Annotated in this window: 17 protein-coding genes; 11 read left to right on the top strand and 6 right to left on the bottom strand. The window is 48.0% G+C overall.

Going from position 1 to position 21,452, the window contains the following annotated elements:
• Window positions 1-31 precede the first annotated feature (31 nt).
• From NT073_RS10450 to purB, 11 genes are all read left to right on the top strand, one after another.
• The gene (locus NT073_RS10450) at window positions 32-1,435 is read left to right on the top strand and encodes an NADH-quinone oxidoreductase subunit N (RefSeq protein ID WP_297372697.1); all 1,404 of its coding nucleotides are present in this window, start codon (window positions 32-34) and stop codon (window positions 1,433-1,435) included.
• A 113-nt stretch (window positions 1,436-1,548) separates the two neighbouring features.
• Complete coding sequence (locus tag NT073_RS10445; protein ID WP_297372695.1) at window positions 1,549-2,040, top strand: GtrA family protein; 492 nt, start codon at window positions 1,549-1,551, stop codon at window positions 2,038-2,040.
• Window positions 2,041-2,206: 166 nt separating this feature from the next.
• Entirely contained in the window at window positions 2,207-2,401 is a 195-nt protein-coding gene (locus NT073_RS10440; RefSeq protein WP_297372693.1) for a hypothetical protein, read from the top strand.
• 67 nt (window positions 2,402-2,468) lie between these two features.
• Window positions 2,469-3,083, top strand: a complete 615-nt coding sequence (locus tag NT073_RS10435) for a SprT-like domain-containing protein (protein WP_297372691.1) — start codon at window positions 2,469-2,471, stop codon at window positions 3,081-3,083.
• An 89-nt stretch (window positions 3,084-3,172) separates the two neighbouring features.
• Window positions 3,173-6,538: a type IX secretion system sortase PorU gene (gene porU, locus NT073_RS10430; protein ID WP_297372688.1), complete on the top strand. Its 3,366-nt coding sequence runs from the start codon at window positions 3,173-3,175 to the stop codon at window positions 6,536-6,538.
• A 117-nt stretch (window positions 6,539-6,655) separates the two neighbouring features.
• Window positions 6,656-7,858: a type IX secretion system outer membrane channel protein PorV gene (gene porV / locus NT073_RS10425; protein WP_297372687.1), complete on the top strand. Its 1,203-nt coding sequence runs from the start codon at window positions 6,656-6,658 to the stop codon at window positions 7,856-7,858.
• 99 nt (window positions 7,859-7,957) lie between these two features.
• Window positions 7,958-9,238 (top strand): pitrilysin family protein, encoded by a 1,281-nt coding sequence (locus tag NT073_RS10420; protein WP_297372804.1) that lies wholly within the window; start codon window positions 7,958-7,960, stop codon window positions 9,236-9,238.
• A gap of 157 nt (window positions 9,239-9,395) precedes the next feature.
• Window positions 9,396-10,046, top strand: a complete 651-nt coding sequence (plsY, locus tag NT073_RS10415) for a glycerol-3-phosphate 1-O-acyltransferase PlsY (RefSeq protein ID WP_297372685.1) — start codon at window positions 9,396-9,398, stop codon at window positions 10,044-10,046.
• A 179-nt stretch (window positions 10,047-10,225) separates the two neighbouring features.
• Complete coding sequence (locus NT073_RS10410) at window positions 10,226-11,587, top strand: dipeptidase (RefSeq protein WP_297372683.1); 1,362 nt, start codon at window positions 10,226-10,228, stop codon at window positions 11,585-11,587.
• Window positions 11,588-11,635: 48 nt separating this feature from the next.
• A complete protein-coding gene (locus tag NT073_RS10405; protein WP_297372681.1) occupies window positions 11,636-12,973 on the top strand; it encodes a DUF1207 domain-containing protein in 1,338 nt (445 codons plus the stop codon).
• 56 nt (window positions 12,974-13,029) lie between these two features.
• Window positions 13,030-14,370 carry an adenylosuccinate lyase gene (purB, locus tag NT073_RS10400; protein ID WP_297372679.1) on the top strand — a complete coding sequence of 447 codons (1,341 nt, stop codon included), beginning with the start codon at window positions 13,030-13,032 and terminating at the stop codon, window positions 14,368-14,370.
• Between the two features lie 59 nt (window positions 14,371-14,429).
• On the opposite strand, the gene proC is transcribed toward purB, so the two are convergent.
• The 6 genes from proC to NT073_RS10370 all read right to left on the bottom strand — a co-directional run bounded on the left by proC (window position 14,430) and on the right by NT073_RS10370 (window position 21,313).
• On the bottom strand, window positions 14,430-15,233 hold the full coding sequence (gene proC / locus NT073_RS10395; RefSeq protein WP_297372677.1) for a pyrroline-5-carboxylate reductase: 804 nt from the start codon (window positions 15,231-15,233) through the stop codon (window positions 14,430-14,432).
• A gap of 121 nt (window positions 15,234-15,354) precedes the next feature.
• Window positions 15,355-16,491, bottom strand: coding sequence for a TlpA disulfide reductase family protein (locus tag NT073_RS10390; protein ID WP_297372675.1), 1,137 nt, complete (start codon window positions 16,489-16,491; stop codon window positions 15,355-15,357).
• Window positions 16,492-16,495: 4 nt separating this feature from the next.
• A complete protein-coding gene (gatB, locus tag NT073_RS10385; protein ID WP_297372674.1) occupies window positions 16,496-17,977 on the bottom strand; it encodes an Asp-tRNA(Asn)/Glu-tRNA(Gln) amidotransferase subunit GatB in 1,482 nt (493 codons plus the stop codon).
• A gap of 112 nt (window positions 17,978-18,089) precedes the next feature.
• Window positions 18,090-18,926: a phytoene/squalene synthase family protein gene (locus tag NT073_RS10380; protein WP_297372672.1), complete on the bottom strand. Its 837-nt coding sequence runs from the start codon at window positions 18,924-18,926 to the stop codon at window positions 18,090-18,092.
• A gap of 93 nt (window positions 18,927-19,019) precedes the next feature.
• The gene (crtI, locus tag NT073_RS10375) at window positions 19,020-20,492 is read right to left on the bottom strand and encodes a phytoene desaturase family protein (protein ID WP_297372670.1); all 1,473 of its coding nucleotides are present in this window, start codon (window positions 20,490-20,492) and stop codon (window positions 19,020-19,022) included.
• A 305-nt stretch (window positions 20,493-20,797) separates the two neighbouring features.
• Window positions 20,798-21,313 (bottom strand): RNA polymerase sigma factor, encoded by a 516-nt coding sequence (locus NT073_RS10370; protein WP_012930413.1) that lies wholly within the window; start codon window positions 21,311-21,313, stop codon window positions 20,798-20,800.
• Between the last annotated feature and the right edge of the window lie 139 nt (window positions 21,314-21,452).

Here is a 21,452-nt window from a genome sequence, read left to right as displayed (position 1 = left end):
GATAAGCCGTAAATCACAAACCGTAAAATTTATGCTCCCCATCATTCTGTTATCGGTTTTTGGCATAGCGCTGTTGTTTCTTGGCTTTATGAAGTCGAAGGCAATTCTGCTGCCTGCAACCCTGCTTTTTTTGCTGGTTACGCTGGCAGTTAATTTCCTGGACTGGAATAAAACCTACCTGTATTTTAACGACATGCTTCGGGTAAATAACCTGGCCATGGTGTTTATTGCTATTGTATTGGGGTCTGCTTTTTTGGTAGTGGCCCTGTCAGGTAGTTTTATTGAGAATGATGAAGCTCAACCCGCCGAATATTACGGGATTATCCTGTTCTCGCTGGTTGGAGCGGTAATGATGATTGCCTTCGAGAACCTGATCATGCTGTTTGTTGGTGTTGAAATCCTCTCAGTTGCCATGTATGTGCTGACGGGCAGCGACAAGCGAAATCTGCGTTCCAATGAAGCGGCTCTCAAATATTTTCTGATGGGTGCCTTCACCACCGGTATCATGTTGTTTGGTATGGCGCTGCTGTACGGAGCTACCGGGTCCTTTACACTGGCAGGTATTGGCGGATACGCAGCCAGTCAGCAAGGGCTTTCGTTATTGCTGTACGTTGGCTTGCTCATGCTGTTAATCGGTTTACTGTTCAAAGTTTCAGCAGCGCCTTTCCATTTCTGGACGCCCGACGTGTATGATGGTGCCCCTACAATTTTCACGGCTTTTATGTCTACCGTGGTAAAAACCGCTGGTTTTGCGGCTCTGTTCCGGTTGCTGTCCGTTTCGTTTGTTGGCGTATACAATTTCTGGTGGACAATTCTGGCCATTATCACCGCTGTCACGCTCATTATTGGTAATTTGACCGCGGCTTATCAGAACAGCTTTAAGCGGATGATGGCTTATTCCAGCATTTCACATGCCGGGTATCTGCTCATCGGTCTGGCGGCACTTGGTGCGCAGACGAAGCAGGCCATCGTTTTTTACTCGCTTGCTTACTCCGTAGCCACCATCTCGGCTTTTGGTGTTTTGCTGCTGGTAGCTCAACAAAAAAATACACAAACCATCTCTAAGGAGGGTATTTCGACCGAAAATTTCGATGCGTTCAACGGTCTGGCCCGGCAGAATCCGCTGTTAGGCTTCGCCATGACGGTGTCAATGCTATCGTTGGCTGGTATTCCGCTGACGGCCGGCTTCTGGGGTAAATTCTATATGTTTTCGACCGCCGTTGAGCGTGGACAAATCTGGTTGCTTGTTGTTGCCGTACTCATGTCGGCGGTTGGTATCTATTACTACTTCCGGGTTATTATTGCCATGTACTTCCGCGATGGTGCTGCTGAGCCTATTCGTGTAGCCCCTTTCTATAAATATGTACTGCTGGCGGCTACTATTTTAACGCTGGGTCTGGGTGTTGCACCGGGTCTGTTGCAGGGTCTATTCTAATGGGTCAAACTGCTCAGGAAGGGCCATATAATAGCGATAAACGTGGAATAGAGTTTAAGTTTGTAATTTTAGAATAGCGACAAAAATTATTAACAAGTTAAAACCGATTGCTTTTGTCAAGTAAAGTAGCCCAAGCGAGCCGGATCAACCAGCCGAAAGCCAAAAATTACAAGATGTTACTCTCGTTTTTTTTGACGGCTCTATTTGGTGCATCGGTTAACTTTTTCAGCCAGATATTGTACCGCAAGTCGTTCGACTATTCAGCCAGCGTGTTTCTGGGTTACCTGACAGCCACGGTGGTGAGTTTTGTGCCAACCAAACTGTTTGCCTTCTCCGCCAAGCAAACAGGAAACACAGGTCGGGAAATGATTAAGTTTGGTATCATTGCCTTAGTTGCTTGGGTTGTACAGGTTGGTATGGCAGTTGCCACGCTAGAGTGGATTGCCAACCCGATCTTCCCCGAAAAGAGCATGTTTTGGCGTGAGAAGGGCTCCCATGTTGTTGGGATGGGATTCAGCTTTCTGGCCAATTATTTCGGACATAAACTACTCACCTTCCGAAGTACCGGAATGTATAATAAAATACTTTCTCGCTCGACTAAGTAGTGAAAAATATGTTTTGAAAGCGAACTACATCTTTTATTAAGTCAATCCTAAATAGTACTATTTCTATAGAGATCCTTATTTTATGTGATTTAATAGGCCCTACTATTGCATTAGTCTGGAAAAAACTATATTTGTGCTCGAAAACCTAAAACAATCACTGAAAGTAATGAAAAAAGTATTCGCCTTGTTGTTCGTTGGCAGCATGCTGACATTCGCAGCTTGCCAGAGCAAACCAAAGACTGAAGAGACGACAACCGATTCGACCGCTGCTATGTCTACCGACACAACGACGATGACGGATTCAGCTTCGACTATGTCGACTGATTCGGCTGCTGTTGCTCCTGCAGACAGCGCGAAGTAATTCGTTCTTCTCCTTTACGATTTACAAAAAAGCCTTATTTTTATAAGGCTTTTTTGTTTTATATACCTTGACGGATCACTTCACCGCGTATTTCCCGCCCACGGCTGCCACTTATTGCTATCAGCTATGGCAACAGTATAAGTTTATTTTTCGGGTAGTCAGGCCCCGGCGAACACGCTTGGGAGACTTCCGGGTGCTGCCGCATAACCAGACTCAAATTACAGTTAACGCCAACCTGAACCCTTATGCGTTTCTGATTACCTATGTTCATGAAGTGGCCCATGCTGCGGTGAACAGCCAGTACAAACGGCGTGTTCAGCCACACGGTAAAGCCTGGCAAATGGCTTTCCAAAGGCTGATGGAGCCAATCATGACAGATACCGTCTTTCCGGAAGCAGTCCTCTTACCTCTTCGGCAGTATATGGCAAAGCCAGCTGCTACCACGTATGCTAACCCGGCTTTAATGAGCGCGTTGCGTCAACTTGATAAGATAGAGGTAACTATGTCGGGTGGGCATAAGGTACTCCTTAGTCATGTGCCCGAAGGCAAGCTGTTCGAGTTTGCTAAAAAGACTTACCAACGGGGTACGCTTCGGAGAACTCGTATCGTTTGTAAAGAGATGTCGTCGGGCAGGTCGTATGCAATACTGGCTCATGCGTGGGTGGAAATGAAAGAACAATGAAACAGGCGGAATGTATTAGCAGACTTGCGGGATGGCTAAAGCAACGTGCTTGGGCAAAACTGATCGTAATCTTCTGTTTCCATTTGTTCGTGTTTAGTAGTCAATCACCTGCGCTGGCGCAATCTGTTTTGAAAACGGGTGTGTGGGTGAAAGTAGGTGTAACCCAGTCGGGGGTATATCGGCTCAGTCAGGCACAACTAGCACAGCTTAATCCCGCCTTTACCGCTGCCGATCCCCGCCGTTTAAGGCTGTACGGAAATGGGGGTGCCATGTTGCCCCAGCGCAATGCCAGTCCACGCCCGGCTGATCTGACCGAAAATGCCATTCAGGTACAGGGTGAAGCGGATGGACGGTTTGACGCATCCGACGCACTCCTGTTTTTTGGGCAAAGCCCGCACGTTGTTCGATATGATTCAACGAACCGCCGGTTTACGCATCAGCTCAATGCCTATTCTGATACAACCTTCTATTTTCTGACCATTGGTGATACGCCTGGTCTGCGCATGACGGAGCGGCCGTCGGGTAGCCTGTCGGCTACGCCTACTGTTACGACGTTTGACGATTACCAGTTTTACGAACAGGACTTGTTGAAAGTGCCCGCTGTGCGATCGGGCCGGGAGTGGCTGGCCGACTACCTCACCATCGATACAACAAAGACAGTGACGTTCGATGTTGCCGGGCTTGTTGCGAATACTCCGATTCGGTTGGCCGCTTCTGCCGTTGCCGGAGCACCTTTATCAACACAGTTCAGGCTTCAGCTTAATGATCAGCTAGTTGGAACGATGCCCATGTCCACAATTTCGGGTTATGAGTACGACTATCAGGGTGTTGCCCGAACGGATACATTTTTGACGAGGCTGACAACAGCCGTTAACTCAATTCGCCTGGCACTGACTTTTCGGAAAAATGGGCAGTATTCGGCCCAGGGATATCTTAACTTTCTGGCTCTTCAGACCCGGCGCGAACTTCGACAGTACGACAAGCCGATGTGGGTTCGTCGGTTGATGCCGGGGCAATATGCGGTTCGGCAGGCCACAAACAGCCTGCGTATTTGGGATGTTACGAACCCGCTGACCCCCATCATCCAGGGGTATGTTTTATCGGCAGCACAGGAAGCTGGCTGGCTGGGGGCAAAAGTCAGCGACTACTTTCTTTTCAGCGATGTCCAGATCTTGTCGCCTGCATCGCTGAACGCGATTGCCAACCAAAATGTACGGGCTCAACCAGCACCCGATCTGCTGATTGTAACCCCGGCTGCCTGGCGTGAACAGGCCGACCGATTGGCTCAGTTCCGACGCGACCACGACCAACTCTCAGTGCTGGTTGTAACTACTCAGCAGGCTCTTAATGAATTCGGTTCCGGCCAGCCCGACCCAACGGCGATTCGGGATATGGTGCGGTATTTTTATCATCAGCAGCCAACTAAACTTCGCTATGTATTGCTTTTCGGCGATGCAACATTCAACTACCGGAACATCGGTGGTTTGGTGAGCGCGGCCCAACTGGCAAATATGGTGCCCGTCTATGAAAGTCGGGAGTCATTGCACCCGGTATTAAGCTATTCGTCCGACGATTATTTCGGATTCATGGATAGTAACGAAGGGGAGTGGCCCGAAAACCAGATCGGTGATTACAGCCTGGATGTTGGTATTGGCCGGATACCGGCAAAATCAGTAGAGGAGGCCCGGACGGTTGTTGATAAACTCATTCGGTACAGTTCCGATCCGTCACTTACGGGCGACTGGCAAACCCGTCTGATGCTGATTGCCGACGACGGTGATTACAATATCCACCAGCAGGACGCCGATCAAATGGCGCGTAGTGTCGAGAAAACTGCGCCTGCCTACCGCCCCCAGCGGGTATTTCTGGACGATTATCCGCAGGAAAATACGAGTGCCGGGCAAAAGGTACCCCTGGTTAATAAACTGATCAACCAGGGTATTGCAGATGGACAGCTCATCATCAATTACAGTGGTCACGGTGGTATTCTGGGCCTTGCCGATGAACAGATTGTGACACTTCAGGACATACTTTCCTGGAAAAATAAACGGTTGCCGCTATTTGTAACGGCCACCTGCCAGTTTGGACGTTATGACGACCCAAGTGTAAGCTCGGGTGCTGAGTTAACCCTCTTAAGCCGGACAGGGGGCGCTATCGGGTTGCTAACAACTACCCGGCCCGTGTATGCCAACACAAATCTGCTACTGAATCAGGCATTTTATGATGCTGTTTTTAGTCCGATTGATGGCCGTATGCCCCGCTTAGGCGATGTCATGCGGAGTACCAAGAACAACAGCCTAAGTGGACCGGTCAACAGAAACTTTGCACTCCTAGGCGACCCATCCCTGCGATTAGCCTATCCAACGGCTCAGGCTGTACTAACGCAGGTAAACGGTAAGGCAGTAACTGTTAATCGGGCAGATACCTTAAGGGCATTACAGACAGTGCAACTGTCGGGCGAAATCCGCCAGCAGGGCCAACGACTAGTCAATTTTTCGGGATTGATGCAGCTGGCTTTATATGACAAAGCTGTTAAACGAACTACACTGGGTTCCGAAGCCGGTAGCCCCAGGATGACGTATCAGGTGTTTGCTAATCCAATTTTCACCGGGCAGGTACCGGTTCAACAGGGGCAATTTGCCGTCAGATTTACCATGCCCAAAGATATTGACTATACGGTTGGGCCGGGGAAGCTCTATTTATATGCCATACCGGCTGATAGTACACTTAGTGCGTTGGGGAATTACGATAATTTACTGGTAGGAGGTAGTATTCTTGCAGATACTATTGATAATCAACCGCCCGCTGTAACGCTCTCGGTGGTTGGAGCAACAGCAGAAGGTGAAAAAGTGCGTGTGGCTGGCCCGGACGTAACCTTACGGATTAGACTGTCCGACAATAAAGGCATCAACATTACCCGAACCGGCCTGGGGCATGAACTAACTGCCCGGCTTAATGACCAGCCAGCGGTTATTTTGAACGAAAACTACATTGCAAATGGGGCAGATGGTCGGCAGGGCGATGTTTATTACACCTTTCGTGATGTGACTCCCGGAACGTATACAATTCGAGTCAAAGCCTGGGACATTAACAATAATTCAGCAGAGGGCACGTTGACCTTATTAGTTTCAGAACGACCAGGGCTGGAAGTGCGATCGCTGCGGGCAAATCCAAATCCTGTTAGTATCCAGACAACATTTGTAGCCGAGTTAAACCGGTCAGGTGAGCCGTTGGACTGGACATCGACTGTGTATGATCTGAACGGACAATTACTCAATCAACAGTCAGGGCAATGTACTGATTGTGCTGCTGTGCTGGACGTTGGCGTCTGGAATGGCACCAGCCATACAGGTCAAACACTACAGAATGGTATGTATTTTGTTCAGTTTCAGGTGCGTTCGGCTGCGGATGGGTCAGAGGCTAGAAAAACATACCGTATACTATTAACTAAATGATTTCGCGTACTTAAACATCATCTCGCTTTTTCTAATCCAACCTTTCATTGTAATTTTGACCGCACAGGGCTGCTAGTATACTATCATCAGTTGCTGTCGTTGACCAACTCTCATTATATGAAGCGCAATTTTTTCCATGTTCTTCTCGGCGCATGTAGTTTTTTTCCGTTTGTTGTCTCTGCTCAATCTCAAATAACTACGCTTAACGGCGCGCAGCTAAATATTCCTACGTCATCGGTTCCGTTTTTGAACTTCACGCCAGATGCCCGTTCGGGTGCCCTGGGTGAGGCTGGTGTAGCGCTGGGAGATGCTGATGCGAACGCTATTTACTGGAATCCTTCGAAACTGGTATTTGCCAAGCAGGACAAAGGGGCCTCTATTTCTTACACGCCCTGGCTGCGCAATCTGATTGGCGATATGTATTATACTTACCTGAGCGGATACTCGAAAGTGGGTAAGAACTCAGTAGTAGGCGGCTCCCTGATGTATTTTGACCTCGGGACGGTTGACTTTACAACGGCTACCGGCGTAGCAGCCGGGTCGTTTAACTCCCGCGAATATGCGGTGACAGCTACGTTTGCTCAACGGCTCTCGCAAAACTTTTCGCTTGCTGTTGATCTTAAATACCTTAGTTCTAACCTGGCAGCAGGCAGTACAAATGCCGGTTTGAAGCCCGGTTCGACCGCAGCCGCCGATATCAGCGCTTATTACCAGAACGAATTTCGGGATAACGCAACGGGTAAAGGAATAGGCTGGGCCTTTGGTGGTATGATTTCCAACCTAGGTGGCCGGATCAATTACGGCGGTACCCAGAGCTACTTTATTCCAACCAACCTGCGGTTAGGCACCCGGTTTACCTTGTTCTCTGACCAGTATAACAAGTTCAATTTTGTGCTGGACGCCAATAAACTCATGGTGCCTACGCCCGATATTCAAACGGTGAACGGCGTGCAGACAAATGTAAATGCCAATAAGAACTATTTCAGTTCAGTATTTGGCTCGTTTGCCGATGCGCCCGGTGGATTTAGCGAAGAGTTAAAAGAAATAACAATCTCGACCGGTATCGAGTACTGGTATAATGACCAGTTTGCTGCTCGGGTGGGTTATTTCAATGAGTCGAACCAGAAAGGCGGTCGTAAATACGTGACAACCGGTATCGGTCTGCGCTTACAGGATCGTTTCGGTGTAGATTTTTCGTACCTGCTTCCTGTAAAACAGGGTAGCCCCCTGTCTGAAACGTTCCGTATCTCGCTTTTACTTAACTTCAACAAAGGCAACCGAATTGGCGATGATGAAGCCCTTTCGGATGATAGAAACTAGCTATTATAAAGTAAGGAGCGAACGAATGAACGAGTGAAAGAGCGACAATCAACGCTCTTTCACTCGTTCATTCGTTCGCTCTTTGTTGCATTTACATACATGACGCTCAATAGAACACAATCGCCCGAATTTCAGGCTATCCAGGAAATACGCCTGCCAGCAGTACAGTCTCACCAACTGGATAACGGAATTCCTCTGCACCTGATTGCGGTCGCTCAGCAGCCTGTTTTGCGGCTGGAGTGCGTATTTAATGCGGGGACCTGGTATGAACAGGTGCCAGGTAGCGCATTTTTTGCCATGAAAATGCTGGCGGAAGGTACACCCACACGCACATCAGCCCAGATTAGTGAGTACATCGACCGATACGGCGCTTTCTTGGAACTTAACAGTGGCCCCGACCGGGCTAGTATTGTCATTTACTGCCTCAGCAAGTTTTTACCTAACGTGCTGCCTGTGCTTCGGGAGATGCTTACTGAAGCCACCTTCCCGCAAAAGGAACTGGACGACTTGCGGAACATCACCCTCCAGAACCTACGCGTCAATTACGAAAAGAATGCTTACCTCGCTGGGGTTCTGTTCCGGGAAAAATTGTTTGGCATCGACCACCCATATGGCCGTAGCCAACGTCCCGAAAATGTCGAAAAGCTTACCCGGCAGGATGTAGTTGACTTCTTTAGTCAGGTTATCAGTAACCGGCCTTTTCAGATAATTCTGGCCGGACAGGCCGCTGAAGATGAACTGGCTGCGATTAACCGCGAACTGGGGCAGTTACCCATTCGCACAGATGTACTCGTGGCATTTAACGGAAGCGCCCATTCCGACGATCGGTCTCCTATACTGGCTGACAAACCGGACAGCGTTCAATCGTCAATCCGCGTTGGTCGCCGGTTATTTACCCGCTCACATCCTGATTTCTTTAAAATGCTTGTTACCAATGAGGTATTGGGGGGATATTTTGGCTCCCGGCTTATGAAAAATATTCGTGAAGAGAAAGGATTTACGTACGGAATCTCATCGAATATGCCTTCATTCCGGCAGGATGGGTATTTCCTGATCGGAACGGATGTTAACAAAGAAAATACTCAGCAAACGCTGGATGAGATTAGAAAGGAGATAAGTATCCTGCAAAGCGAATCGGTATCGGCGGATGAACTGGAAACAGTACAGAATTATATGGCAGGCGAATTTGTTGGATCATTGAATACTCCCTTCGAAATTGCCGACCGGTATAAAGTGGTTCTACTGGATGGAATGCCTACGGATTTCCTGACAACGTATATTCAAAAAATTCGTCAGGTAACCCCAGCCGATATAATGGAGACAGCTAATCGCTACCTGGCCTCCGAGGATTTACGGGAAGTAGTCGTAGGTGGTAAATAGGACCGTTCAGAAAGTTAATTAGTACTAGACTTGTTTTATAGGTTACTATGGTTGACCGTTTGGTAACAATGCCTTAATTTTGGTGTTGCACTCTTTCTCCAGAAATGATTAATAAAGTTGATCGTTTCTTTTTCTCTGTAATAACTTATTTCTGTTGATGAATATCTTTCTCATTAGCATTACGGTGGTCATAGCCTATCTGTTAGGTTCAATTCCAACGGCTGTTTGGTACGGTCAGGGCTTTTTTGGCCTTGACATTCGTCAGTATGGCAGTGGAAATGCCGGCGCAACTAATACATTTCGGGTATTGGGCAAGCGTGCCGGTACGATCGTTATGCTGGTAGATGTTCTGAAAGGGTACACGGCTGCTATTCTCTCAACATTACTTTGGTATGCAGATGTAATTACGGAGAATGAAATTATGACCTTCAAAATCGTATTTGGACTGGTTGCGGTGATGGGCCATTTGTACCCAATCTTTGCTGGCTTTAAGGGCGGAAAAGGCGTAGCAACCTTATTGGGTCTGGTACTAGCGACGCATCCGGAAATGGCGGCTGTGTGCATCGGTATTTTTTTACTGGTTGTTATTGCCTCTCAATACGTATCGCTGGGATCAATTATGGCCGCGCTGGCTTTCCCGGTATTACTGCTACTACAAATTTTCGGCGAGAAGGAAAGTCCCCTGTTAATCGTATTCGGCTTTGTGGTGTTCCTGCTTGTTGTGTTGACACACCAGAAGAACATAGGGCGCTTGATACGGGGGCAGGAAAATCGAACCGTCCTGATTCGCTTGCGAAAAAAAAGATAAAACCGAAGGAAGAGACAAAACCAAAGCCTAACGCTTAAACGAATCAACGCCCCGACGTTGCGCAAAAAGTGCGTAACTTCGGGGCAAACTTTTAACGGTATACGGCTACTCGATGTAGAAAAGATCAGGATTTCATCTACCTATGTACTACATCAGCCATACACATTACACACTTCGAAATGACTACCTACCTGGAAACAAATAAGCAGCGGTTCGTGGATGAACTGCTGGAGTTATTACGAATTCCATCGGTTTCGGCCGATTCAAACTTTAAAGGCGATGTTCGTCGTGCCGCCGAGTTTGTAAAAGATAAGCTACAGGCGGCTGGTCTTGACAACGCCCAACTTTTCGAGACACCGGGTCATCCGATTGTCTACGCCGAAAAATTAGTTGATCCGGCAAAGCCAACGGTGCTGGTGTATGGCCATTACGACGTGCAACCCGCTGATCCGTATGAGCTATGGCATACGCCCCCGTTTGAGCCAACCATCCGCAACGAGCGGATTTATGCCCGGGGAGCCTGCGACGACAAAGGTCAGTTTTATATGCACATCAAAGCTATTGAAGCCATGGTGGCCACAGATGGTTTGCCGTGCAATGTAAAAGTGATGATTGAAGGGGAAGAAGAAGTAGGCTCCGACCACCTGGGCATCTTTGTCGCCAACCACAAGGAAATGCTTAAAGCCGATGTTATTCTGGTATCTGATACAAGCATCATCTCGAACGAAACGCCGTCTCTGGAAACCGGGCTGCGTGGTTTGTCTTATGTAGAGGTACACGTAACGGGCGCTAACCGCGATCTGCACTCGGGTGTGTATGGAGGGGGTGTCGCTAATCCGATCAATATATTGTGCGAGATGATTGCGTCCCTGCACGATAAGAAGGGACGCATTACCATTCCCGGCTTTTACAACAACGTAGCTGATCTAAGCGATGAGGAGCGGGCCGAACTCGCCAAAGCACCTTTCGACCTGGAGGAGTATAAGCGCGATCTGGGCATTAACGATGTGATGGGTGAGGCTGGCTATTCGACCAATGAACGTACGTCTATTCGCCCAACACTCGATGTGAACGGTATTTGGGGCGGCTACATCGGCGAAGGTGCAAAAACGGTACTGCCTTCCAAGGCGTCGGCTAAAATCAGTATGCGTCTGGTGCCGAACCAGACACCAGATGAAATTACCGAACTCTTTACCAATCACTTTCTGTCTATTGCTCCGCCCGGCGTTACCGTAACGGTAGAGCCACATCATGGGGGTATGCCTTACGTGACACCTGTTGATTCTGTTGAGTTTGAAGCCGCCAGCAAAGCCTTTGAAGATGCCTGGGGGAAGAAGCCCATACCAACCCGAGGGGGCGGCAGTATTCCCATTATGGCCCTTTTTGAACAAGAACTGGGCATCAAGTCAATTCTAATGGGTTTTGGCTTAGATAGCGACGCGCTCCATTCGCCCAATGAAAGTTATGGACTGTTTAATTTCTATAAGGGAATTGAAACAATCCCGTATTTCTATAAACATTACGCTGCCCTCAAACAGTAAAATAGGGTTCCAGCAATTCGTTTCTCTTTTAATTCCGGCCTTTAGTTTATGAAAAAAACACTGTCGGTTCTTATACTGACTTTATACCTAGGAACAATAGCTTTAGCGCAAACCCCCGCGACGCCCCCAGCCCGAGTCTTAACTCCTGCTGAGCAGCGACAAAAGGAAAAAATAGAAAGGGAGGTCCAGCGCGAGCGTCAGATAAGAGCCGAGTGGGCGCAGAAACAGCGCGAGTACGAAGCAAAACAGGCCGAGAAAGAACGTCAGCGACAAGCCAAAAAAGCAGGCAAGGTTCTTGAACCTGTTCAATCTCCTGCGCCTAAGCCCACAACCGCTCCTGCGATAACAGTCCCCGCTTCGCCTGTTGATCAACCAGCTGCTTCGGCACCAACCGTTGTGGAGCCGACCAAAAAAGAGAAACGGGAAAAACGCAAAAAAGAAACAGTTGCAGAGCCTGCGCCTGTAACGCAGCCCACGCCCGTAGCACCCACCCCGGAGCCGGAGAAGGCACCCCGGCCTGAACGTGTGAAACGGGAACGCAAGCCACGGCCGGTGGATTCTTTGGCTGTAGCCGCAACGGGTCGGGAGGAATCCGTCAGCCGGCCAACGCAGGAGTTTCTTCCCAAAGGGCACTTATTCGATCCTATTCTGCTGGACCCGCTCGAAGCGCAAACGTACGGAAGCATTTTACCACTTTACTGGACTGAAGGACAGAAATACAACGGCAGTATTGTTCCATTTGCCTTTGGGTTCGCTAAGCCATTCTACCGCCGAAGTACCGACGCCAGTCATGCCGAAGAATGGGTTCTGGATCTGGCATCCTTCACGCAGTTTGAGGCTTTCCATGACGACGTGACTGATAAAGCCCTTCGCCGAATTATTAATACGGATTACAAAATCAGTATCATCTATAACGTTCGTCGGGGAGAAAACAACTACCGTTTTCGGGTGTATCACCTGTCGTCTCATCTGGGCGATGACTACATTTATCGGAACAAACTAACGGCCCCATCGCCTAACTCCGTGAATTATGAATTGCTGGACGCCACCTACAGTCGTACGGTGAATAACTGGCGCGTGTATGGTGGTCTTGGCGTTGTGCTGCGTAAAACAGAAGAGCGTAAGCCATTGAGTGCTCAACTAGGGGCATTTTACAAAAAACCTTCGACCAAAGCCACCCGGCTGGTAGGGGGTGCCGATATTAAGTTCTGGCAGCAAACCGACTTCCGACCGGGCATTCATGCCGGTATTGGATTTGAGGTGGGACGGACTCAAAATAACCTGACATTCCTGTTGGAAGGATACTCCGGTTTCCGGCCCTACAGCCAGTTCGAACAACAGCAAACAACCTGGCTGGGTCTTGGTCTGTACCTAAACCCGTTTTGATGTATGATGAAGAACACTGCATCTTTCACCATGCATCTTATACTACACATAACTACATGGAATTATCTGCATTAACGGCCATCTCACCGGTCGACGGGCGCTATCGGTCACAAGTTGACGCCCTGGCACCTTATTTCTCGGAACTAGGTCTTATTCATTACCGGGTTCGTATTGAAATCGAGTATTTTATTGCCCTTTGCGAATGGCAGGTTCCGCAATTAGCCGGTGTCGATCCATCACAGTTTCCGGCTCTTCGGGCTATCTACGAAACCTTTTCGGAAAGTGATGCCCTACGAATCAAGGCAATTGAGAAGACGACCAACCACGACGTTAAAGCGGTAGAATATTTCATAAAAGAAAAGCTGGCAGGTTCGCCGGTCGAACCTTTTCTGGAGTTCGTTCACTTCGGCCTAACCTCACAGGATATAAATAACACGGCCATTCCGCTGTTGTTGAGCGATGCGCTCGATACGGAAATTGTTCCGCTGTATCGGCAGGTGTTCATGCGCTTGCAGGAGTTGGCCGAGGCATGGAAAGAGGTGCCCATGCTGGCTCGTACGCACGGACAACCGGCGTCGCCAACCCGTTTGGGTAAAGAACTGCTGGTGTTTGTCGAGCGAATTGAAAAACAACTACACCTCTTGGCCGATATTCCAACAGCCGCCAAATTTGGGGGTGCAACGGGTAATTTTAACGCGCATGTCGTGGCTTATCCGGGTCAGGACTGGAAGCAGTTCGGCGATAAATTCGTTGGAAGCTTAGGTATGGTTCGTAGTCAGTTTACGACCCAGATCGAGCATTACGACATGCTGGCCGCTACGCTGGATTCATTCAAGCGGTTAAACACCATCCTGATCGACCTCGACCGCGACATCTGGACGTATGTGTCCATGAATTACTTCAAGCAGAAGCTGAAAGAAGGAGAGGTTGGTTCGTCGGCAATGCCGCATAAGGTGAACCCCATTGATTTCGAAAATTCGGAAGGAAATTTGGGCATTGCCAATGCCTTGTTCGAGCATTTGTCTGGTAAACTCCCCATTTCCCGGCTTCAGCGCGATTTGACCGACTCGACGGTATTGCGGAGCATTGGTGTTCCGTTTGCCCATTCAGTCATTGCGCTAAAGTCACTCTTGAAAGGTCTCAATAAACTTGAACTGAATCCGGCGGCTATTTCGGCGGATCTGGAAGATAACTGGGCCGTGGTTGCCGAGGGAATCCAGACCATTCTCCGGCGCGAAGGGTATCCCAAGCCGTATGAAGCCCTGAAAGCCCTGACACGGACGAACCAGAAAATTACCGCCGACGGTATTCGGGAATTTATTGACGAGCTGAACGTGTCAAGCTCTGTGAAGGATGAACTCCGAGCTATAACGCCGTTTAGCTATACGGGCTTGTAGTGAAGCGAAGCACTTGTAGTGTTGACTGTCTTAGTCGGCACTACAAGTGCGGTACTATATTACTCTTTCGATAGCTCCGTTGCCCGAACCTGGGCTGCTTTGATACCTGCTACAAGGGTATTGGCCAGGCCACCACGCTCAAACTCGCGCAGGGCCGCTTCGGTGGTGCCGCCTTTGGAAGCTACGGCTTTGATTAGCTCATCCAGCGATTTATCAGCGGTGTTGATGAGGTGATAGGCTCCAAGCATTGTTTGCTTGACGAGCAATGCCGAAACTGAATCGTCGAAGCCCATTTGCTTTCCGGCATCGATCATCGCTTTCACAACGAAATAAAAATAAGCTGGACCGCTGCCACTAAGCGCCGTAACGGCATCTAGCATCGACTCATCTTCCAGAAAAATGGACCGGCCGGTGGCATTTATTAAGTTCTCGACCCGGCGCAGGCTGGTCAAATCCACTTCTTTAGCTGCCGTGAAGCCGGTTATACCCATACCCAGCATGGCGGGGGTATTGGGCATGGCTCGAACAACGAGCGAATGCCCTAGTTTTTCCTGAATCTGATTGATGGGAATGCCCGCCATGATCGACAGGATAACCTGGTGCGGCTGGACAACTTCCCGAAGGGCTTCGTGTACACTATTGAAGTCCTGGGGCTTAACCGACAGAATGATCAAATCCGTTTCGCCAACGTGTGGGCCAATGGTGTCGACAACAACACCGGCTTTTTCATTTTTGAGCGCTTCAGACCGGTCAGCGCTTTTTTCAATAAGAAGTAAGTTTTCCTTCTTTACCAGATCGTACTGCAAAAATGATTTGGCGAAGGCCATACCCATGTTGCCACAACCCACGATAGCGATTTTCATTTGTCAATCATTGTATTGGTGAATGAGTCAGGGTTGATGAAGTATACGTTTGGCACTTGACCAAAACAAAAAGGTCAGGTTCGTAAACCTGACCTTACAAAACTAACGACTTGCGGTTAACTCACTGCCCACCTTTCATAATTTCTTCCAATTTCTGTTCCAGTGCGTCGCCCCGGAGGTTCTTGGCAATGATTTTTCCGTCTTTATCAAGCAAGAACGTAGCCGGAATTGCCTGAACACCATATTGCTGGGCTGCTGCCGATTGCCAGAATTTCAGATCTGACACGTGAGTCCAGGTAAGATTATCATTCCGGATAGCTTTCGTCCAGTTAGCTTTCGCCTGGTCCAGCGAAACGCTGTAGATGGCAAACCCTTTGTCTTTAAACTTATTGTACATCCGAACAACGTTGGGGTTTTCAGCCCGGCAGGGACCGCACCACGATGCCCAGAAGTCGATCAATACATATTTGCCCCGTAAAGATGACAATGGTATGGGTGTACCCGTTGTATCATTCAAGGCTATTTCGGGGGCGGGCGCACCTACCGATACGCCTTTGATGCGGGCAACCCGGCCAATGAGTGATTTCGCGTGCGGGCTGCTGGGGTTTTCTTTCTCGAACCGTTGTGCCAGCGATTCGTACGTGGCAAAATCGGTGTCGATGTTAATGAAATTCAGCGCAAACAAAGATGCTAAGGAAGTTCCCATTTCGGGCAGCATTGCCTTTACTTTGTTGACAACATCCTGCTCGGCGACCTGGTACTCCTGTTCAATTTGCGAAATTCGCTTGTTATCCTTCTTCTCGGTAGCAGCCGCCACTTGTTTATTCCAGACCGCTACTTTCGTTTCCATATCCGTACGGAGCGTATTTAGTTTATTGTAGTACTCCATGTTTTTGGAACCCGTAACAGTTGCCTGACCTGTCTGACCGGTTTTTGCATCCATACGGTAGCCATCGGCAACTACGTTCAGCGTTTCGCCCCCTTCTACCAGCAGCGCCATTTTTTGTCCTCCGCCAACATTCAGGACAAACACTTCGCCCCCGTCGGCTACTTTACCGTTTATGGTGAAGGTGTTGCCCGCTGCTAGTTTGGTAGAGTCCAGCTTATGCGTTGGCTGCGAATTGGTTTCCAGATAGACATAGCTGCCCGGCGTTGCTTTATTGACTTTACCCGTTACAGTGAACGACTTGGTAGACTGAGCATTAACCGTAAGGCTAAAGGCTATCAGACTGGCTACATTAAAAAATAGATTTTTCATGGATCTATAATATCTTGGCTAATAACTCATTTACTAGTTTCGGGTCGGCCGAACCTTTCGATTTTTTCATCACCTCGCCCACAAACAGACCCAACAGGTTTTTCTTGCCTTTTCGGTATTGCTCTACTTTGTCGGGCCAGGCTGCCAGTACCTCTTCTACCAACGTTTGCAGAGCGTCGGTATTGCGATTCTGCACCAATCCATTCGCTTTTGCAATGGCTTCGGGTGTTGCGTCCGGTTGGTCGATCATCAGGGTAAATACCTGCTGAGCAGCGGTCTGGCTGACAACGCCCCCATCAACCAGATTAATTAAAGCCGCCAGCCGTTCGGCCGAGACCGGAAACTGCCGTTCACGCAGTGTTTTTTCGTTGAGCTGTCCTTTTACCGGTCCCATAATCCAGTTCGAAACGGCTTTATAATTTGAGGTCGTTGTACAAACGTCTTCGTAATACTCGGCCAGTTCTTTCGCATCGGTCAATAACGCGGCATCGTATTCGGGCAGACCGTAGACCGACGTGAATTTCTGGTACAACTCGGCCGGAAGTACCGGCATTTGGGCCTGGATATCAGCTAACCACGCATCCGAAATGACAACGGGCGTCAGGTCGGGGTCGGGAAAGTAACGATAATCATTCATCGTTTCTTTCTCGCGCATGGCGTAGCTTAGTCCGGTGGCTGCGTCGAACGTACGCGTTTCCTGCGTAATGCGTCCGCCCGATTCCGTTAGTTCAACCTGCCGCAGAAACTCGCTGTCTACCGCACGCATTACATTCCGGATCGAATTCAGGTTTTTTACTTCAACCTTCGTGCCGAGATACGTTGCACCTTTGGGTCTTATGGAAACATTTACGTCGCAGCGCAGCGAACCCTCCTCCATGTTGCCATCGCAGATGTCAAGATAGCGTACTAACCGGCGGACTTCCGTAAGGTATTGACCCGCTTCGTCGGCCGTTCGGATACAGGGTTCAGTCACCATTTCGATGAGGGGGGTACCCGCGCGGTTATAGTCTAGCTGCGTAGCCCATTGATCGCCGTCGTGAATAGATTTGCCGGCGTCTTCTTCGAGGTGAATATGGTGTATCTGGATGGTTGTCTGGTAAGACTGACCCGTTAGGGGATCTTTGGCTTTAACTAAAATGCCGCCACCAACGCAGATTGGACCTTTATCCTGTGAGAGTTGGTAGCCTTTTGGCAGGTCAGGGTAAAAGTAATTTTTGCGGGCAAATACATTATGGCGCGTAATCGTGCTGCCGCAGGCAAGCCCCATGCGCACAGCGTAATCAACGGCTTTACGATTCAGTTTAGGCAACGTACCCGGATGACCAAGCGTAATGACACTAATATTTGTATTTGGCTCAGCACCGAACGCATTTGTATCCGACGCGAAAATTTTGCTTTGCGTAAGCAACTGGCAGTGTACTTCCAGCCCAATAACGGCTTCGTATTGAGACAGAACCTCCGGCGAAAGGGTCGCTTCGGCTATCATTGGCAGAAATTAAAAAATTTTAGGCAAAGATAGGGAGAAATAAAACAGGGGCTAGCAGCTAAGTTTGTTGGAAAAGATGGGATATACAAGTTAAGAAGCCGTACTGAAGCACTTACAGGACATTGAGCCGATACTTGACATACGTTTGGGCAAGCAGGGCAAATTTTTGTGGATTAGGTACTCTGACCCGCTCCCGTTGAATGCGGGTGGCCGACAGTTGTTTGATTTTATTGAAAAGCGTTTGGTAATATATATAGGCCAGATAAACGCCCATTCTGGCTCCCCTTGGTAAATTCATAATTCCAATATAAGCTTCATCGAAGTCTTGCTGGATATCCGCTTCGATAAGTTTTTTGGCTTCAACACCAAAGTCTTTAAAGTCGACACCTGGAAAATAGGTACGCCCCCGATCAACAAAATCACTTTTGAGATCGCGCAGGAAATTCACTTTCTGAAAAGCTGACCCCAATTTACACGCGGCTCCCCTAAGGCGGTCAAACTCGGCCAGGTCGCCCTCGCAGAAGACCCGCAGGCACATAAGACCAACCACCTCAGCCGAACCATAGATATACTCCTTGTAGCCCTTGGCATCGTAATCCTGATAATATAGATCCATCTCCATACTTTTCAGAAAAGCCTCGATCAACTCATGCTCAATCTTGTACTCATTCACCACAAGTTGAAAGGACTGCAATATGGGGTTGAGGCTGATCTTTTCCTCAATAGCCTGATATGTATCGTGTTTGAACCGTAGCAGAAGCGTTTTTTTGTCATAATCGTGGAAGGTATCCACAATCTCATCGGCATATCGGACAAATCCATAGATGGCATAGATAGGTAAGTGAAATTTACGGTCAAGCGTTTTAATACCTAACGTAAACGACGTGCTGTACTGCTCAGTAATTAGTTTACTGCATTCCAGTGCCGTTTTGTTGAACAATGCCATCATATAAATTAAGCGTGTAGTGTTATTTAGGGTTAAAAAACCAGTGTATCGAAAAAGAACTATGGGCGTCTTTCGGGACAAGCCTACATAGCTACGTTAGTTGAATTCTCTGGCTACTTCGTCGGCTACAACCAGTCCTGATATGAGCGAAGGTGGGACGCCCGGGCCAGGTACAGTAAGTTGACCGGTGTAAAACAGGTTGCTTACCTGTTTATTTTTCAAGGATGGCTTTAAAATCGCCGTTTGACGCAGGGTATTCGCCAGTCCATACGCATTACCCCGGAATGCATTGTAGTCCTGTTTAAAATCATTGTGTGCATAACTACGTTTAAAGACAATATGGTTGCGAATATCCTCACCTACATATGCTTCGAGCCGATCCATAATTAAGTTATAATAATGTTCGCGAGTTGCTTCGTCATCTGTAAGATCCGGGGCTACAGGAATCAGCAGAAACAAGTTCTCGCAACCTTCAGGGGCAATACCGGGGTCTGTTTTTGACGGAGCAGATGCATAAAACAAGGGCTTGGAAGGCCAGCGTGGTGTTTCATAAATTTCCTGAGCGTGTACTTTAAAGTCTTCGTCAAAGAACAGATTATGGTGTAGCAGTCGGGGTAGGCGTTTGTTTACGCCAAGGTAAAACAAAAGTGATGAGGGCGCCATGACGCGACTTTTCCAGTACGCATCATCATAGTTCCGGTTCGTTTCGTCGATCAGGCTTGTTTCAACGTGGTTATAATCGGCGCCGGCTACTACCACATCTGTTTCAAATATACCTTCTGTTGTAATAACGCGATGGGCCGTTTTCTTGTGTATATCAATCTTTTTGACGGTCTGATTCAGCAGGATTTTAACTCCTTTTTCTTCGGCCAAGCGAACCATCGCTTTGACAATCTCATGCATGCCGCCCATTGGATACCAGGTACCCAGGGCCATCTCTGCATAATTCATCAGACTGTACATGGCAGGGGTATTTTCGGGTGTGGCACCCAGAAACAGGACCGGAAACTCGACGATTTCCAGCAGGCGAGGGTGAGTGAAAAACTTGCGGGCGTGCGACGCAAAAGATTGGAACACATCAAGGCGCGTAACATCGAACAATAGCTTCAGACTCAAGAATTCGGTTACTGACCGACTGGGTTTCCAAACAAATTTATTCATGCCAACCTCGTATTTATAGGAAGCTTGCTTTAAGAACTGCCGTAATCTAACGCCACTACCCGGCTCAATTCCTTCAAACAGGATTTCTAAGTTATCTAGTCCAGCCGGGAGGTCTACAGCCTCATCGGGACCGAAAACAACTTTATAAGAAGGGTCAAGCCGAACAAGGTTATAATAATCGCTAGTCTTCTTACCAAAACGGGCAAAGTAGGTATCAAAAACGTCAGGCATCCAGTACCAGCTCGGCCCCATGTCGAAGGTAAATCCTTCAGCCTCAAATACGCGGGCACGTCCACCAGGAATAGAGTTTTTTTCAAGAATTGTGACATCGAAACCTTTATCGGCAAGACTGGTCGCAGCAGCAAGCCCGGCAAATCCGGCCCCAATAACAAGAACTCGCTTGGGCATTAGTACAAGTATGAAGGTTAAAAAGTGGAAAAGTAATTGATGAAGAAATTTGTTCAAGCTAATTGGTCTAAAATTTCAACAGATTACTTGTTTAAGCAAGCACGAAGGAGACAATATTATCCGGCTTGCCTGTTAAACTAAGTACTATCACGACAAGCATTGCAGGCTAGAGCCAGCGTAAACGAGCCGTTAGGGCATAAAAAAAGTTGGGTAGAAACCTACCCAACTTTTCGAACCTTCCTCTTTTTAACCAAAAACTACTCAATCAATGAACCTTAGACGATGTACTTTCGAAAAAGTCTCATCTAGGCATTAAAATAGGCGTAAACTTTTAGTTGTCCCTTCAATTCCTTACGGGCAATGTGAATTCTGTTCTTCACCGTTCCGATGGGGATATTAAGTTTTGCTGCTATTTCGTGGTATTTAAAGCCACGGAAGTGCATCATAAATGGAGTCTTATATGTGTCTTCCAGACCATTTACAGCCCGGTTAATGTCGTCCTGAGCGAAAGAAGAATAAGCCAGATTGTCTGTGCTGCTTTCAATCGAGTTAATGTAGTGCAGGTTATCAGTTGTATCGATGAAGGTATTCTTACGCACCATACGTTGATAGTTGGTGATAAACGTATTCTTCATGATTGTATAGAGCCAAGCTTTCAAATTTGTACCGTCGGTATATTTATCGCGATTCGTAAATGCTTTCAATAAGGTATCTTGTAACAGGTCGTTTGCATCTTCAACATCTTTAGTCAAACGGAGAGCAAATGGACGTAACGATTTAGACACTTTGCCAATATGGTTAGTAAATTCGAGAGCGGTCATGGCTGTTATAAGTTTTTCTGTTGAATCGATTGTACTAGCATTTAGACAAAAAGACGACCAGTCTTGTTAGGTTTCATTGGGAAGGGTACCATCTTTATGGTAAGTATTTGTTTGTCAATGCGTTATCTTAGGTTAAATT

The sequence above is a fragment of the Spirosoma sp. genome, from assembly GCF_026391055.1.
In the GTDB taxonomy this organism is placed as follows: Bacteria; Bacteroidota; Bacteroidia; order Cytophagales; family Spirosomataceae; genus Spirosoma.
Note: the sequence above shows the minus strand (reverse complement) of the source record. Positions and strands in the feature narration are given on the sequence as shown.

Coding starts and splice junctions, on each gene's coding strand:
- proC (WP_297372677.1), bottom strand. CDS start 15,233: ATGAAAATCGCTATCGTGGGTTGTGGCAACATGGGTATGGCCTTCGCC.
- NT073_RS10410 (WP_297372683.1), top strand. CDS start 10,226: ATGACTACCTACCTGGAAACAAATAAGCAGCGGTTCGTGGATGAACTG.
- purB (WP_297372679.1), top strand. CDS start 13,030: ATGGAATTATCTGCATTAACGGCCATCTCACCGGTCGACGGGCGCTAT.
- crtI (WP_297372670.1), bottom strand. CDS start 20,492: ATGCCCAAGCGAGTTCTTGTTATTGGGGCCGGATTTGCCGGGCTTGCT.
- porV (WP_297372687.1), top strand. CDS start 6,656: ATGAAGCGCAATTTTTTCCATGTTCTTCTCGGCGCATGTAGTTTTTTT.
- NT073_RS10420 (WP_297372804.1), top strand. CDS start 7,958: ATGACGCTCAATAGAACACAATCGCCCGAATTTCAGGCTATCCAGGAA.
- NT073_RS10370 (WP_012930413.1), bottom strand. CDS start 21,313: ATGACCGCTCTCGAATTTACTAACCATATTGGCAAAGTGTCTAAATCG.
- NT073_RS10450 (WP_297372697.1), top strand. CDS start 32: ATGCTCCCCATCATTCTGTTATCGGTTTTTGGCATAGCGCTGTTGTTT.
- plsY (WP_297372685.1), top strand. CDS start 9,396: ATGAATATCTTTCTCATTAGCATTACGGTGGTCATAGCCTATCTGTTA.
- gatB (WP_297372674.1), bottom strand. CDS start 17,977: ATGATAGCCGAAGCGACCCTTTCGCCGGAGGTTCTGTCTCAATACGAA.
- NT073_RS10380 (WP_297372672.1), bottom strand. CDS start 18,926: ATGATGGCATTGTTCAACAAAACGGCACTGGAATGCAGTAAACTAATT.
- NT073_RS10440 (WP_297372693.1), top strand. CDS start 2,207: ATGAAAAAAGTATTCGCCTTGTTGTTCGTTGGCAGCATGCTGACATTC.
- NT073_RS10405 (WP_297372681.1), top strand. CDS start 11,636: ATGAAAAAAACACTGTCGGTTCTTATACTGACTTTATACCTAGGAACA.
- NT073_RS10390 (WP_297372675.1), bottom strand. CDS start 16,491: ATGAAAAATCTATTTTTTAATGTAGCCAGTCTGATAGCCTTTAGCCTT.